The sequence below is a fragment of the Desulfovibrio piger genome, assembly GCF_012843875.1.
Taxonomy (GTDB): domain Bacteria; phylum Desulfobacterota; class Desulfovibrionia; order Desulfovibrionales; family Desulfovibrionaceae; genus Desulfovibrio.
This window is the reverse complement of sequence record NZ_JABAFY010000010.1, coordinates 1-13,555: the sequence shown is the minus strand read 5'-3', so window position 1 is coordinate 13,555 and position 13,555 is coordinate 1. Positions and strand designations below refer to the sequence as shown.

The 13,555-nt window shown below is 60.9% G+C and carries 14 protein-coding genes, 4 tRNA genes and 1 CRISPR repeat array; of the genes, 2 read left to right on the top strand and 16 right to left on the bottom strand.

What is annotated here, in order from left to right; translation table 11 throughout:
• Positions 1–526 precede the first annotated feature (526 nt).
• The 16 genes from rplL to HF854_RS04060 form a co-directional block, all read right to left on the bottom strand.
• Positions 527–913: a 50S ribosomal protein L7/L12 gene (rplL, locus tag HF854_RS04135; RefSeq protein ID WP_006003610.1), complete on the bottom strand. Its 387-nt coding sequence runs from the start codon at positions 911–913 to the stop codon at positions 527–529.
• Between the two features lie 59 nt (positions 914–972).
• On the bottom strand, positions 973–1,497 hold the full coding sequence (gene rplJ, locus HF854_RS04130) for a 50S ribosomal protein L10 (RefSeq protein ID WP_006003612.1): 525 nt from the start codon (positions 1,495–1,497) through the stop codon (positions 973–975).
• Positions 1,498–1,684: 187 nt separating this feature from the next.
• Positions 1,685–2,392: a 50S ribosomal protein L1 gene (gene rplA, locus HF854_RS04125; protein ID WP_040368907.1), complete on the bottom strand. Its 708-nt coding sequence runs from the start codon at positions 2,390–2,392 to the stop codon at positions 1,685–1,687.
• A gap of 109 nt (positions 2,393–2,501) precedes the next feature.
• Positions 2,502–2,924: a 50S ribosomal protein L11 gene (gene rplK / locus HF854_RS04120; protein WP_006003616.1), complete on the bottom strand. Its 423-nt coding sequence runs from the start codon at positions 2,922–2,924 to the stop codon at positions 2,502–2,504.
• Positions 2,925–2,974: 50 nt separating this feature from the next.
• Positions 2,975–3,550 carry a transcription termination/antitermination protein NusG gene (gene nusG, locus HF854_RS04115; protein WP_006003618.1) on the bottom strand — a complete coding sequence of 192 codons (576 nt, stop codon included), beginning with the start codon at positions 3,548–3,550 and terminating at the stop codon, positions 2,975–2,977.
• 8 nt (positions 3,551–3,558) lie between these two features.
• The gene (gene secE, locus HF854_RS04110; RefSeq protein WP_006003620.1) at positions 3,559–3,795 is read right to left on the bottom strand and encodes a preprotein translocase subunit SecE; all 237 of its coding nucleotides are present in this window, start codon (positions 3,793–3,795) and stop codon (positions 3,559–3,561) included.
• Between the two features lie 23 nt (positions 3,796–3,818).
• Positions 3,819–3,895: transfer RNA gene (locus HF854_RS04105), tRNA-Trp, on the bottom strand.
• Between the two features lie 45 nt (positions 3,896–3,940).
• Entirely contained in the window at positions 3,941–4,090 is a 150-nt protein-coding gene (gene rpmG, locus HF854_RS04100) for a 50S ribosomal protein L33 (RefSeq protein WP_072334080.1), read from the bottom strand.
• A gap of 4 nt (positions 4,091–4,094) precedes the next feature.
• Positions 4,095–5,288: an elongation factor Tu gene (gene tuf, locus HF854_RS04095; protein ID WP_168935186.1), complete on the bottom strand. Its 1,194-nt coding sequence runs from the start codon at positions 5,286–5,288 to the stop codon at positions 4,095–4,097.
• Between the two features lie 173 nt (positions 5,289–5,461).
• Positions 5,462–5,537: transfer RNA gene (locus tag HF854_RS04090), tRNA-Gly, on the bottom strand.
• A 145-nt stretch (positions 5,538–5,682) separates the two neighbouring features.
• Positions 5,683–5,768 (bottom strand) — tRNA-Tyr (locus HF854_RS04085).
• Positions 5,769–6,025: 257 nt separating this feature from the next.
• Positions 6,026–7,294 (bottom strand): PqqD family peptide modification chaperone, encoded by a 1,269-nt coding sequence (locus HF854_RS04080; protein WP_168935185.1) that lies wholly within the window; start codon positions 7,292–7,294, stop codon positions 6,026–6,028.
• A 2-nt stretch (positions 7,295–7,296) separates the two neighbouring features.
• Positions 7,297–7,701, bottom strand: a complete 405-nt coding sequence (locus HF854_RS04075; RefSeq protein WP_168935184.1) for a hypothetical protein — start codon at positions 7,699–7,701, stop codon at positions 7,297–7,299.
• Positions 7,702–8,055: 354 nt separating this feature from the next.
• Positions 8,056–9,177: a sodium:solute symporter family protein gene (locus HF854_RS04070; protein WP_168935183.1), complete on the bottom strand. Its 1,122-nt coding sequence runs from the start codon at positions 9,175–9,177 to the stop codon at positions 8,056–8,058.
• 6 nt (positions 9,178–9,183) lie between these two features.
• Positions 9,184–9,492: an SLC5/6 family protein gene (locus HF854_RS04065; protein WP_168935182.1), complete on the bottom strand. Its 309-nt coding sequence runs from the start codon at positions 9,490–9,492 to the stop codon at positions 9,184–9,186.
• Between the two features lie 48 nt (positions 9,493–9,540).
• Positions 9,541–9,978 (bottom strand): MarR family winged helix-turn-helix transcriptional regulator, encoded by a 438-nt coding sequence (locus HF854_RS04060; RefSeq protein ID WP_168935181.1) that lies wholly within the window; start codon positions 9,976–9,978, stop codon positions 9,541–9,543.
• 366 nt (positions 9,979–10,344) lie between these two features.
• On the opposite strand from HF854_RS04060, the gene HF854_RS04055 reads away from it, so the two are divergent.
• Positions 10,345–12,132 carry a 3'-5' exonuclease gene (locus tag HF854_RS04055; RefSeq protein ID WP_168935180.1) on the top strand — a complete coding sequence of 596 codons (1,788 nt, stop codon included), beginning with the start codon at positions 10,345–10,347 and terminating at the stop codon, positions 12,130–12,132.
• A 118-nt stretch (positions 12,133–12,250) separates the two neighbouring features.
• A tRNA-Thr gene (locus tag HF854_RS04050) sits at positions 12,251–12,326 on the top strand.
• Between the two features lie 215 nt (positions 12,327–12,541).
• Positions 12,542–13,511: a CRISPR direct-repeat array (repeat unit 32 nt; unit sequence GTTTCAATCCACGCACCCGCGTGGGGTGCGAC).
• Positions 13,512–13,555: the final 44 nt, after the last annotated feature.

Sequence of the window (13,555 nt, the reverse complement as noted above, 5' to 3'; positions counted from 1 at the left end):
CAAAACGCCAGTCATGCCGCGATCCGAAGCGTACAATCTATATCTCTCAGTGGGATCCGGTTTTCACAACGCGCAAAAAGGACAAACGACACTTCCCCGCGTTGCCGGCAGGGGTGAGGCCGCTTGTCTTGAAAGAAAAGGCTATGCGCGTCGGGCGTTATCTACCAGAAAAACCAGATACTTCTCCCACAACAGTTTTGGAACGAAGAGACATACCGCAAAAGCATGGTTTTTGCAAGCACTTTTTCCGCAGCCCGGAAGCGCCCCGGAAGGGAGAGGGGGCGAGGGCGGGACGGCTGCCGTGAGCAGCCTGGGCAGTATCTACCATGCCTGTGCCGCCGGGGCAACGCCGAAAAAAAGAAACTCCGTCTTTTTTTGTATGGAAAAAGACGGAGCGTCAATGAAAAAAAGCAGGCTGCATCAAAAAGACACAAAAGGGAACCCGCAAGATACCGGCCGACTGTGGGCAGGCAATAAAAAAGGCGGGGTTTGCACCCCGCCTTCAAAAAGATCGGAAAAACCGAACTTACTTCACTTCGACAACAGCGCCGGCTTCGGTCAGCTGCTTCTTGGCTTCTTCGGCTTCTTCCTTGCTCACGCCTTCCTTCAGGGTGGAGGGGCAGCCGTCGACCTTTTCCTTGGCTTCCTTCAGGCCCAGGCTGGTCAGAGCGCGCACGACCTTGATGACGCCGATCTTGTTGGCGCCGGCTTCCTTCAGGATAACGTCGAATTCGGTCTTTTCTTCGGCAGCGGCAGCGGCGCCACCGTCAGCGGGGGCGGCCATCACCATGGCAGCGGCGGGAGCGGCAGCGGACACGCCGAACTTTTCTTCCAGTTCCTTGATGAATTCGGACAGTTCCAGGACGGTCATGTTGGAGATGAACTCAACAACCTGTTCTTTGGTCACGGACATGGTAAACTCCTAGCTCTTTGGCTAAAATTTGGTTGATTGCTTTTCTTGCTGCGAAAGCCTTAGGCGGCTTCGCCCTTCTTTTCTTCGATGGCCTTAAGCGCATAGAGCAGGCCGCGGAGAACGTTGGCGAACAGCGAAACAAAATTGGTGGGCACGGCGTTCATGGTGCCGAGCAGCTGACCAAGGAGCTGTTCCTTGGACGGCAGCTTGGCCAGGGCTTCAACCTGTTCGGCAGACATTTCCTTGCCTTCCAGGCTGCCGCAGCGCAGCTGGAACAGCTTGCTCTGCTTAGCAAAATCACTCAACGCCTTGGCCACCGCCACGGGGTCATCGAAACCAAGGGCAATGGCGCTGTTGTCGTGGAACTTGTCCTTGACAACGTCATGCGTGCCACCGGTAAAAGCGATACGGGCCAACGTGTTCTTGACGACGTAGAATTCGCCGCCAGCCTTGCGCAGGTTCACACGGAGGTTCGTCAGCTCTTCCACCGTCATGCCCTTGAACTCGGTCAGCACCGCAAAAGAAGCACGATCGGCATTCGCTTTGATCGCTTCAATGACGGCTGCTTTTTCAGACCTGGTCACGTGATACCTCTCACGTTCGGGGTTGCCGGGTGGAATGCCGAGCCAAAGATAAGTCTGGACAGGTGGATTAAAGGCCTTGCGGCCTGCCTGCCGTCTTCGACTCGAATTCCCTTGCCTTAGCCAGTAAATTCAAATGCGGGAATTGCTATTACTGCAATCCCCGCACGATGTCAACTAAAAAATGGGCTTAGCCTTCCAGGAATTTTTTCACCTGGGACATATCGATCTTGAAGCCGGGGCCCATGGTGGTGGACACAGCCATGGAGAGCATGTAGGTGCCCTTGGCGCCGGAGGGCTTCAGACGATTCACGGTTTCCAGCAGGGCCTTGAGGTTGCCCAGGATCTTTTCGGGACCGAAGGAAACCTTGCCCAGAGGAGCGTGCAGAACACCGGCCTTGTCGACCTTGAAGTCCACGCGACCGGCCTTCAGTTCGTTGACGGCCTTGGTCACGTCGAAGGTAACGGAACCGGTCTTGGCGTTGGGCATCAGGCCGCGGGGGCCGAGCAGACGGCCGATCTGGCCCACCAGAGCCATGACGTCAGGGGTGGCGACGGCGGCGTCGAAGTCCAGCCAGCCTTCCTTGACCTTGGCCACCAGGTCTTCAGCACCCACGAAGTCGGCGCCGGCGGCGGTGGCTTCGGCCTGCTTTTCACCCTTACAGAAAACGGCCACGCGAACGGTCTTGCCCAGGCCGTGAGGCAGGGTCACAGCGCCGCGCACCATCTGGTCGGAGTACTTGGGGTCAACACCCAGGCGGATGGCCACGTCGACGGTTTCGTCGAACTTGGCGAAGGAAGCGCCCAGGGATTTGCTCACAGCGTCTTCAACGCTCAGGCGTTCCTGCAGGTTCACGCCTTCGAGAGCTTTGCGAAAATTTTTGCCATGCTTGGGCATGTCTTTATCCTTTCGTTTTATCTCCTGCCACACATGGACTGCTCCAGGTCTGGCAGTACAATTGATCAACGAGGGGCAGCCAGGCTGCCGTCATCCGGTAAACCGGTCCCTACTTGATTTCGATGCCCATGCTGCGGGCGGTGCCGGCGATGGACTTCACAGCGGACTCAAGGGTGGCGGCGTTGAGATCGGGCAGCTTCAGCTTGGCGATTTCTTCCACCTGGGCCATGGTCAGGCTGCCAACCTTGTTACGGTTGGGTTCACCGGAGCCCTTTTCGATCTTGGCGGCCTTCATGATCAGCACCGCGGCCGGGGGGGTCTTGGTGATGAAGGTGAAGGAGCGGTCAGCGTAGACCGTGATGACCACAGGGATGATCATGCCCTTCTGGTCCTGGGTGCGGGCATTGAATTCCTTGCAGAAGCCCATGATGTTCAGGCCATGCTGACCCAGGGCGGGACCCACCGGCGGGGAGGGGTTGGCGGCGCCGGCCGGAATCTGCAGTTTGATTTTGGCAACTTCTTTTTTGGCCATGATGTTCTATCCTTATGACTGGAACAGCGCCCTGCGGCGCTGCTCCGATGCTAGCCCTTGGAAACCTGCACGAAATCCAGTTCCACCGGGGTTTGTCTTCCGAAGATGGAAACGGATACGCGCAGCTTGCCCTTTTCGTAGTTGACATCGTCCACGACGCCATTGAAGCCCTCGAAGGGGCCCTCGATAACCCGAACGTCGTCGCCGCGTTCGAAGTTGAACTTGGGCCGGGGGGTCTCCTGGCGACTTTCCATCAGCGAGAGGATACGCGCGGCGTCGCTTTCGCTCATGGGAGTGGGGCGGTTCTTACCCCCCACAAAACCGGTGACCTTGGGGATGGACTGCACCAGATGGCAGGAAAGATCCGTCATAATCATGCGGATCATCACATAGCCGGGGTAGAATTTGCGGGTACTGGTGCGAGGCTGCGAGCCGTTCTTGGAAGGTTCGATGACCTTTTCGGTAGGCACGACCACTTCCTGGATGAGGCCATTGTCCTCGCCGGAATCCATCATCGCCTTAATGGTCTTCTGCACGCGCTGCTCGAAACCGGAGTAGGTGTGCACGATGTACCAGCGAGACTTCTTCCCCAGTTCGGAGTTCTCGTCGATAACGGGAGTGTTCATATGTGCCTTCAGGAGAGGATGCTCTTGATGATGGCCGAAAGCCCCAGATCCACGAGGCCAAGCACGATCGCCATGACGGCAACAAAGCCCAGAACCGCAAACGTCGCTTTGCGCGTTTCCTTGAGCGTAGGCCACGTAACCTTACGCAGTTCGCCGCGAGAATCTTCGATATATTGCGCCAGGCGGGAGATGGGGTTGGGGGTCTGTTCGGTCTTGGAGTCGGCTTGCGCGGATTTCTTTACCATGGTGCTTCCCACAAGATAAAAAATGGCAGGGCAGGAGGGATTCGAACCCCCAACTTGCGGTTTTGGAGACCGCCGCTCTAGCCGTTAGAGCTACTGCCCTGCGTACCGTCAGGGGGGAGGGGTGCTCCCCCCTGCGGAAGTATTGTTACCTGGTTTCTCTGTGAAGCGTGTGCTTCTTGTCCCAGGGACAATATTTTTTCATTTCCAGACGCCCGGTGGTGTTCTTCTTGTTCTTCCGGGTGCTGTAGTTGCGACGCTTGCACTCAGTGCAGGCAAGGATGATATTCACTCTCATGGTACTACTCGATGATTTCGGTCACCACGCCGGAGCCCACGGTACGGCCACCTTCACGGATGGCGAAGCGCAGACCGGCTTCCATGGCGATGGGGGCGATCAGTTCCACCAGGAACTGGCTGTTATCGCCAGGCATGACCATTTCCACACCTTCGGGCAGGTTGATCACACCGGTGATGTCGGTGGTACGGAAGTAGAACTGAGGACGATAGCCGGAGAAGAACGGGGTGTGACGGCCACCTTCTTCCTTGGACAGGACGTACACTTCAGCCTTGAACTTCTTGTGGGGCGTGATGGACTTGGGAGCAGCGAGCACCTGGCCGCGTTCCACTTCGTCACGCTTGGTGCCGCGCAGCAGCACACCGATGTTGTCACCAGCTTCGCCCTGGTCCAGCAGCTTGCGGAACATTTCCACGCCGGTGCAGGTGGTCTGGGCGGTGGGCTTGATACCCACGATTTCCACCACATCGCCGACCTTGATGACGCCGCGTTCCACACGACCGGTCACCACGGTACCGCGGCCGGAGATGGAGAACACGTCTTCGATGGGCATCAGGAAGGGCTTGTCGATGTCGCGTTCGGGATCGGGGATGAAGTCGTCGCAGGCCTGCAGCAGGTCGATGATGCACTTGGCTTCAGGGGCGTCGGCGCTTTCGCATTCCAGGGCCTTCAGGGCGGAGCCGCGGATGACGGGCACGTCATCACCGGGGAAGTCGTAGGAAGACAGCAGTTCGCGCACTTCCAGTTCCACCAGTTCCAGCAGTTCTTCGTCGTCCACCAGGTCGCACTTGTTCAGGAACACGACCAGCTGGGGCACACCCACCTGACGGGCGAGCAGGATGTGCTCACGGGTCTGGGGCATGGGGCCGTCGGTGGCGGCCACCACCAGGATGCCGCCGTCCATCTGGGCGGCGCCGGTGATCATGTTCTTGATGTAGTCGGCGTGGCCGGGGCAGTCCACGTGAGCGTAGTGACGCTTGTCGGTTTCATATTCCACGTGGGCGGTGGCGATGGTGATGCCGCGTTCCTTTTCTTCGGGAGCCTTGTCGATCTCGTCGTAAGAAACGAAGCTGCCTTCGCCCTTCAGACCGGCGATCTTGGTGATGGCGGCGGTCAGAGTGGTCTTACCATGGTCGATGTGGCCGATGGTACCAATGTTAACGTGGGGCTTTTTGCGTTCGTATTTTTCCTTGCCCATTGTACGTCTCCCTGAGGATAAAATTTGTTGCGGTTACTGTACTTTCAACCTTGAGCATGGTTTCGAACGCCTGCTCCCGGTTTCTTGCCACTGCCCGCATAAGTCCCTGTGTTGTTGCCCAGGGAACGTGCTTTGACAGGAAAAAGGATGACTGGAAGGGAAAAATGCAGGAATGGAGCGGGAAACGGGATTCGAACCCGCAACCCTCAGCTTGGAAGGCTGATGCTCTAGCCGTTGAGCTATTCCCGCATCCTCGATGCGCGTTGTTTTGCAGGTCAGCGAACTGACCCCCGGGTTTCGGCATGGCCCGGTACTGCACCGTAGTTCCCGACAGTCTACCTGTCTCCTACAGCCAAGGCAGTTGTTAGCATGTGCCACACTTCTTATTCAGAAGTGGTGGAGGGGGGTGGATTTGAACCACCGAAGTCTTACGACGACAGATTTACAGTCTGTTCCCTTTGGCCACTCGGGAACCCCTCCACTCTGAGTTGCAAGCGATGTTGGCTTGCAAGATTTTCAGTCTGGCGTGGGCTTGTCCGGCTTTGCTTCCGGTGCCCTGCTGCCCCGTTCGGCTTTCGCTTTCGTGAGGCATTCGTCAGCAGCAAGGATGTGTTTACGGAAAACCGGCCCCTTTGGCAAGCACTTTTTTGCATTTTTTCGATTTTTTTTCGTTAAAAAATAAAAAATAAATAAAAACAATAGTTTATGAATATACCTAAAAGCCCGTTTTCCTTGCTTCAGGGGCTTTTATGGGCTTTTTCGATCAAGCGGGCTTTAAAAAGGGCCTGAAAAAGTTGTTTCAGCTCGTGCCGGATGCGTGTTTTGGGGACGTCAGGGAAGGTCTCGGCCAGCAGGGAAAGAGCCTCGTCACGTGAAAGGGGAGCGGAAAGCAGCTGCCAGACCACGGCTCCGGTGCCATCGAGACGGAAGATGTGGTTACCGTGGCTGTCCGTGAGGAAGATGCTTTGTCCTGCCTGCCGGCAACTCAGGCCCGGGCGTTGCTGCCACAGTGTCCTGCTGTCCCCCGCGTCGCCGGCGGGCTCGGCTGCGGGAGGCCGACCGGCTGAGGGACGAGCACAAGAGGCAGAAGAATCCGGCACGGGAGGAAAATCCGCGGGCAGGGGCGCAGCCGGGGGCAGCAAGGGCGCCTGCCGTGCGAGGAGCCCTGCGGCTTCATCCAGGTCATCATAGCGGAGGATGCGGCAGGGCAGGGCATCCAGCAGTTGCGAGCCCAGCCTGAGGACCTCCGGTGCACCGCCATCGGGGATCAGGAAACGGGCCAGCACGTTGTCCATGCCGGTGGCGGCAGAGGCGGGCAGAAGAACGGCCCGTCTGCCGGGCGTGCGTTCCAGCAGGATCACGGCATCCGGGGCGTGGCGTTCGCCCCAGGGCGCCAGATCGTCCGGGGAGGGGGCCAGATAGCCATAATGGCGATCACGTATGCCCGGGCGCTCGTTCATGAAGCGTTTCAGGGCAGGGGAAGAGGGCAGGGGCAGGCGCAGGCGGGGAGCTACGCCGAAGGAAAAGATTTTTCCCTGATGGAGACCTAGCAGGTCGTCACCGAGCCCCCGGGCGGCATCGGCCATGAGACGGGTGACCAGCGTGCTTTTCCCGGCGCGGTTGTCGCCGCAGAAAATCAGGGTGCGCCCATGCAGGCGCACGGCCGCGGCATGGAGGGAGATCAGGCGGGGGCAGGCATGGCAGCAGGCGGCCACCAGTTCGATGGCCAGGCTGCACAGCAGACAGGCCCGGGAGGGCTCGTAACGGGGAGCGGGCAACCAGGGTGAGCGCAGGCGATAGCCGCGTCCCTGTGGAGTGATGACCAGCAGGGGCGCAGTTTCGTGCAGGCCGGATGGCAGCATCCCGGAGATGGTCGGGAGCCCTGCTGGTTGCGGGGCGTGCGGCCAGAGCCGGAAAAAAGCATCCAGTGCAGGCAGCAGGCCTTCGCAGTCATGCAGTCGCACGGCTCCCGGCACACCGGCAAAAAAGACGTCCTGGCGCGCCATGCCTAGTAGCGATCCGGCCGGAAGCCCCCCAGGGCATCATTGAACGTGTCACGCAGGCGATCCCCGGCCTCACGATGCCAGCCTTCATTATAGCGGCCGTCGTAACGACCGTCGTAGCGGTCGTCATAACGGTCACGGTAATCATAGTTGCGGGAGGGACGGGAACGGCGGCGCGAGGGACGGCTGCGGCGGCTGCGTCTGGAGTAGCGGCTTCGCCGGGAATAATGGCTGCCGTGGGTATAGCGGCTACGGCGCCGGTGCGAGGGCCGGGAGTGGGCCTCGGCCTCATTGACGCAGAAAAGGACCGGCGTCGCATAGAGCAGGCCCGTGGCGACCAGACCGGCCAGGAAGGAACGGCGCTTGTTGCGGAGGCTGTCTTCGGAAGGGGCGGACGATTCTGTCTTCATAATGCCCTCCTGCCCGGGAGCGGGTCAGGTAAAAGTATCCTGAATAGCAGACGAAAAACGGCCTGTCAGAGATTGTGCCAGCAAAGCGGGGCCTTGCCAAGGGGGCGTCCGCAAGTCTGACGGAGCCAGTCTGCTGCGGCAGGCATGAGCAAAGCGTCAGGGCGTGGCATGGCCGTACGCCCTGTGCCGGCGTTGTTTCGGCATGGCCTCGTCCGCCAAAGGATGCGGCTTTGCAGGGCATCCTTCCGGTCTGCTTCCATGTGCCGCGGCCGGTGGATTGCCGGACATGTCGCGGTGGCTCACGCTGCGGGCTGCGTTCCCGGCAGGCGCGTCACGGCACGGGGCAGCATGTTGTCAGCAGGCCTGTTGCCGGGTCCGGGCCAGAAAGGCGTCGGCCTTGTGGTATTCCGGCTCATCCAGCAGGCTGGTCACGGTAAAGACCAGCAGGGAGAGGCAGACGCCCAGGATCACCTGCAGGGCCGACTGCTGCTCCCAGAAGGCGGGCAAGGGCATCCCCAGGAAGATGGCCAGATTGTACAGGCAGTAGGCCAGGCCGCAGAGCATGGAGCACAGGGCGCCCCTGCTGGTGCCGCGCCGCCAGAAAAAGGCCAGGACAAGCGGTACGAACACGCCGGTGGTGATGATGTCCGAGGCTATCCAGGTGATCTCGAAGATGGAACGGATGCGCAGGGAGATGAGGATGCCCACGGCCACGATGACCAACGTGGCCAGCCGGGACAGGCGCAAGCGGGTCTTTTCGTCGTAGCTGCCGGGGAGCAGGTCCATGACCAGGGTCATGGCGCCGGTGTTGATGAGGGAGTCCATGGTGGACATGATGGCCGCCGAGATGCCCACGAAGACCACCGCCGCCAGCAGGGGCGACATGGAGCTTTCCACCAGGGCGGTGACCACGCCGCCCTTGGGCAGGGTGTCGAACAGGACGATGCCCGCCATGCCGGTAAGGACCACGATCAGGTACAGCGGGATGTAGACGAAAAAGCTCATGACCGTCATGCGCCGGGCGTCCCGCGTGTCGCGTGTGGCCGAGATGCGTTGCCAGACATTGGCCTGGATCATCCACGAGCAGCCGAAGGTGATGACGTACATCAGGTATTTGGGGGCGCCTGCGGTCAGGCTCATGAATTCCGGCCTGCCGCTGCGGGCCGCCGCCTCGGCGATGGGGCCCAGACCGCCGCATTCCTGCATGGCCACCACGAAGACGGCCAGGGCGGACAGGAGCAGCAGCACGAACTGGATGATGTCCGTGAGCACAACGCCGCGAAAGCCTCCGAACATGGAATAGACCAGCACGATGAGCGTCCCGGCCAGCACGCCGCCCTCATAGCCCATGCCGAGGAAGGTCCCGAAAAAGTCCCCTACGGCCACCATCTGCGAGGCAGCGGAGAACAGCATGAAAAACAGGATCATCAGCGCCAGCAGCCGTGCCACGGGACGGGAATAGCGGGCCTCCATCATGGCCCCCTAGGTCAGATAGCCCACGCTGCGGATGGCCCGTGCCCCCAGGCCCATGAGCAGGGTGGCCACCAGCACGGGCTCGCCGTAGTACCAGAAGGCCCCCATGCCGTCGGCAAAGGCCAGATCCGCCGTGGACAGGGCCGAGCCCCCGCCCCACCATGAGGCGATGAAGGTGATGGACAGGGCCCAGAACGGCAGGCTGCGCCCGGCAAAGAAATAATCTTCCACGTCGCTGTTCTTTTTTTCCTTGAGGACGACCAGCAACAGGATGACAAAATAGAGGACGAGCCCGATAAGGGAAGCGGTCTTGAGCATGGGGATTCCGCGAATGGCTGAAAGTGGCGGGGCGTTGGGGACAGAGGATCAGCGGGCCAGATTGCGCAGGAGGCTGTCCAGCACAGCCATGCAGGCGGCCTGATCCGCGGGCGGGACGTCCTGCCAGAGCCTGCGGTGCAGTGCCGTGGAGATGTCCGTCTGGACATGGCGCAGGGCCTCGCCCCTGTCGCTCAGGGACACGAGCTGCACCCGTGCGTCCTGCGGCGAGGGACGGCGCCGGCAGTAGCCGCGCTCCTGCAGGGTATCCACCAGGCCCGTGACCGTGTTTTTTTTGCGGCCTATGCGCCGGGCCAGCGTGCTCATGGGCTGGGGGGATTCCTCGAACAGGGCATGGAGCACGGCCCCGTGGGCGGGCAGCAGATCGGTGATGCCGCGCCGGGCAAGTTCGTCGCAGATATGCTGGTTGGCCTGCTCCCGGATACGAGAAAGCAGGTCGATGATGTCATCAGGTGAGGTGGCAGGCATGGGGCCTCCGTGCAGGAATTCGGGCGTTTTTAGTTCGTGGGCGAACTAATGTCAACGGAAGAAGGGCAGCCGTCAGAGCTGCCCGATGGAATGCATCTTTCTTTTCCATTTTATGGAGCGGACAAGCGAGACAACAGGCAAAAAAGGAGGTCCTCATGGATAGGAACAGGCCTGTGTTTCCCTGTCCGCATTGCGGTTCCCGCCACACGACGCTGAGCCGGGCAAGCCTGTCTTTTCTGCCGGAGTGGCTGCGCCGTCTGTTGCCCGTATCCGGGACCTGTCCTGCGCAGGGCAGGATCATCCTCGCTTGCAAGGATTGCGGGAAAAGGTTCGTCATGTATATCATGTAGGGGGAGGGCCCCTGCCATGGCGACCATGTTTCCTGCTGATGTGACGTCGTTCCTGACGACCGGCGAAGAAGCAACGTACAGTTTTCTGCAACGCACGGCCCGGCCGGACGGCAAATTCCTGTGCTGGTACGCGCCGGACATCGAAGAGCGCGAGCCGGACTTCATCCTGCTGTCGCCCGATTGCGGCCTGGTGGTGCTGGAGGTCAAGGACTGGCTCATCGACCAGCTGCTGGAAGTGGACGGCAAAAGCGTGCTCCTGTCGGTCAACGGCCGGGAGGAGCGGCGCAAGCAGCCTTTGGCCCAGGCGCGGGAATATGTGGGCAGCCTGCTCACCCTGTTGAACAAGCACGCGCCCCGCATGGCGGACGGCAAGCCTTTGCTGCCCTGTCCCGTCACCGGCGGGGCGGTGTTGCCGCACATCAGCCGTGAGGAATTCCGGGCGGCCGGTCTGGGCGAGGTCATGGAGGAGGGCCGGATCATCTTCTGGGATGAACTGCACGAGGAGTCCCCGCTGCGGCGGGATGCCTCGGGCCGCAGTTTCGCGTGCTGGCTCGCGGAGCATTTCCCGCCCCTGTTCCCTTTCCAGCTCTCGGGTTCCCAGATCGACTGGCTGCGGGCCCGGATCTTCCCCGTGGTGCGGCTGGAACTGCCCGTACGCGGCGGGACGCATGCCTCGGCCCAGGACGAGACCATCCGCGCTCTGGACCGCGACCAGGAAAATCTGGCACGCGGCATGGGCGCCGGGAAACAGCTCATCATCGGGCCGTCCGGCAGCGGCAAGACGCTCATCCTGGCGCATCAGGCCTGGAACCTGCCGCGGGTGGACAAAAAGATCCGCCGTGTGCTGGTGACCTGCTTCAATCTGTCGCTGGTGGGCTACATCCGCCGCTTGCTGGCCCGCAAGGGCGCCAGCCTTGGCCCGGACGGGGTGGAGGTGGTGCCGTTTTACAGTGTTTGCGAACGTATCCTGGGCGAACCGCTGACCCATGCCGAGGAGAGCGAGTATTACAACATCATCGTGCAGGAGGCACAGGAGCGCCTGCAAGGGGAACATCCGCTCAAAGGGCACTGGGATGCCATCCTGGTCGATGAGGGGCAGGATTTTTCCCCGGAGATGGCGCACGTCCTGCTGGCCCTGCTGCCGCCGTATGGGGTGCTGACCGTGGCCCAGGATGAACAGCAATGCCTGTACCAGCCGGAGGACAGCGGCTGGGAGAAAATGGGCATCGCCGGTCTGCGGCTGCGCCGCCTGCAACGCCAGTACCGCAACACACGGGCCATCGCCCGGATGGCCTTGCGTCTGCTGCCGGAAGGTGAGCCCGTGCCGGAGCTGGCAGGGGCGGAAGGGGAAGCGCCCTGCTGGCTGCAAAGCGCCGATGCGCCTGCGCTGGTGCGCGACGTGGCGGATTCCGTGGCCACTCTGGTACGGGAGGGTGTGCCCATGAGCGAGATAGCGATCCTCTACGCCCATTCCCGCATGGAAGGGCTGGCGTCCAGCCTGCCGGAAAGCCTGCTGGAAGCGGTGGAGGCCCGGGGCGTCATGGCCCGCTGGGTGGCCCGGGATACGACCAGCAAGCGCTATTTCGACATCACCACGGACAGCGTCTGCATCTCCACCATCCACAGCGCCAAAGGTCTGGATTTTTCCCATGTCTTCCTGCTGGGCATGGATCGCCTCCAGCCGGAGAAGCCCCGCCAGCGGCGTCTGGCTTATGTAGGAATGACGCGCGCCCGGGAGCATCTGACGCTGGCTATTTGCGGCCGGGAAGGGCTCGTCCCCTTGCTGGCAGCGGCAGAGCGGTAGCCGCTTGAGAGCCGTCTGCTGTCCTTCAGATGCTGAGGGCAGGAGAGCCGGCCGGTGAAAAGCCCCCTGTGCGAAAGCCCTTGCCAAGCGGTCAGGATTCATCTAAAAGAGGAGAAATGCTGGTGTGGCTCAATCGGTAGAGCAGCTGATTTGTAATCTGCAGGTTATGGGTTCAAGTCCCTTCACCAGCTCCAGGAAAAAGCAAAAAGCCCTTACGGAAATCTCCGTGAGGGCTTTTTTGTTTTAGGCCAGCTTTCGGATACTCTTTTGCAGGGAGCTTCAAGTCATGTATCCGCAACGGAGCGTCATGACATGCGGGCTTGCAACTGCGCTCGAGCCTCCCCATTTCAATCACACACCCGTGAGGGGGGCGACCCGCAGCTCTCAATCAGGCAAACTATGCGCATCAGTTTCAATCCATGCATCCGCGTAGGGTGCGACATGATGTGCCAGCCGCGCCAGAAGCGGGGCTGATCGTTTCAATCCACGCACCCGCGTGGGGTGCAACTATACGACGCCCTCACCGGCCAGATTCCGCCCTGGTTTCAATCCACGCACCCGCGTGGGGTGCGACCGGCGATGGCGTATCGACAGTGGGATTTTTCGGGTTTCAATCCACGCACCCGCGTGGGGTGCGACGCGCCCTGCTGCGTCAAGATCAATCCTTGCGCCACGGTTTCAATCCACGCACCCGCGTGGGGTGCGACTGCGCAACATCCGGGGCAATCATCTGGCCCTGGTGGTTTCAATCCACGCACCCGCGTGGGGTGCGACGGACGACAGTTACCGCCGGAAATGAGGCAGGAGGGTTTCAATCCACGCACCCGCGTGGGGTGCGACAAAGACGCAATGGTTCGAGCAGTCCGCGACGGAAGTTTCAATCCACGCACCCGCGTGGGGTGCGACCCTATGGGCAGGCCGACCGCGACGTGCTGAAGTTGGTTTCAATCCACGCACCCGCGTGGGGTGCGACGTATGAACAATGGGAAGCACAGCAGCAGGAACAGGTTTCAATCCACGCACCCGCGTGGGGTGCGACCTGCGCGCGCCGGAAGCATCCACGGCCCTGACCATGTTTCAATCCACGCACCCGCGTGGGGTGCGACTTGGGTCCACATCTCCACCGGCGCGGCGCCTCGTGTGTTTCAATCCACGCACCCGCGTGGGGTGCGACGTCATCTTTGGTTCCGACGATGGACGCCAGGACATGGTTTCAATCCACGCACCCGCGTGGGGTGCGACCTGTCAGTGTCTTCGACAAAAAGACATTCCTTGCAATCGTTTCAATCCACGCACCCGCGTGGGGTGCGACCAATGCCGTTTTTCAGATGGCCGTGGGTAAAAAGGGTTTCAATCCACGCACCCGCGTGGGGTGCGACTTTCAGCTCGTCGATTAGATCACGGGTGAGGTCGAGTTTCAATC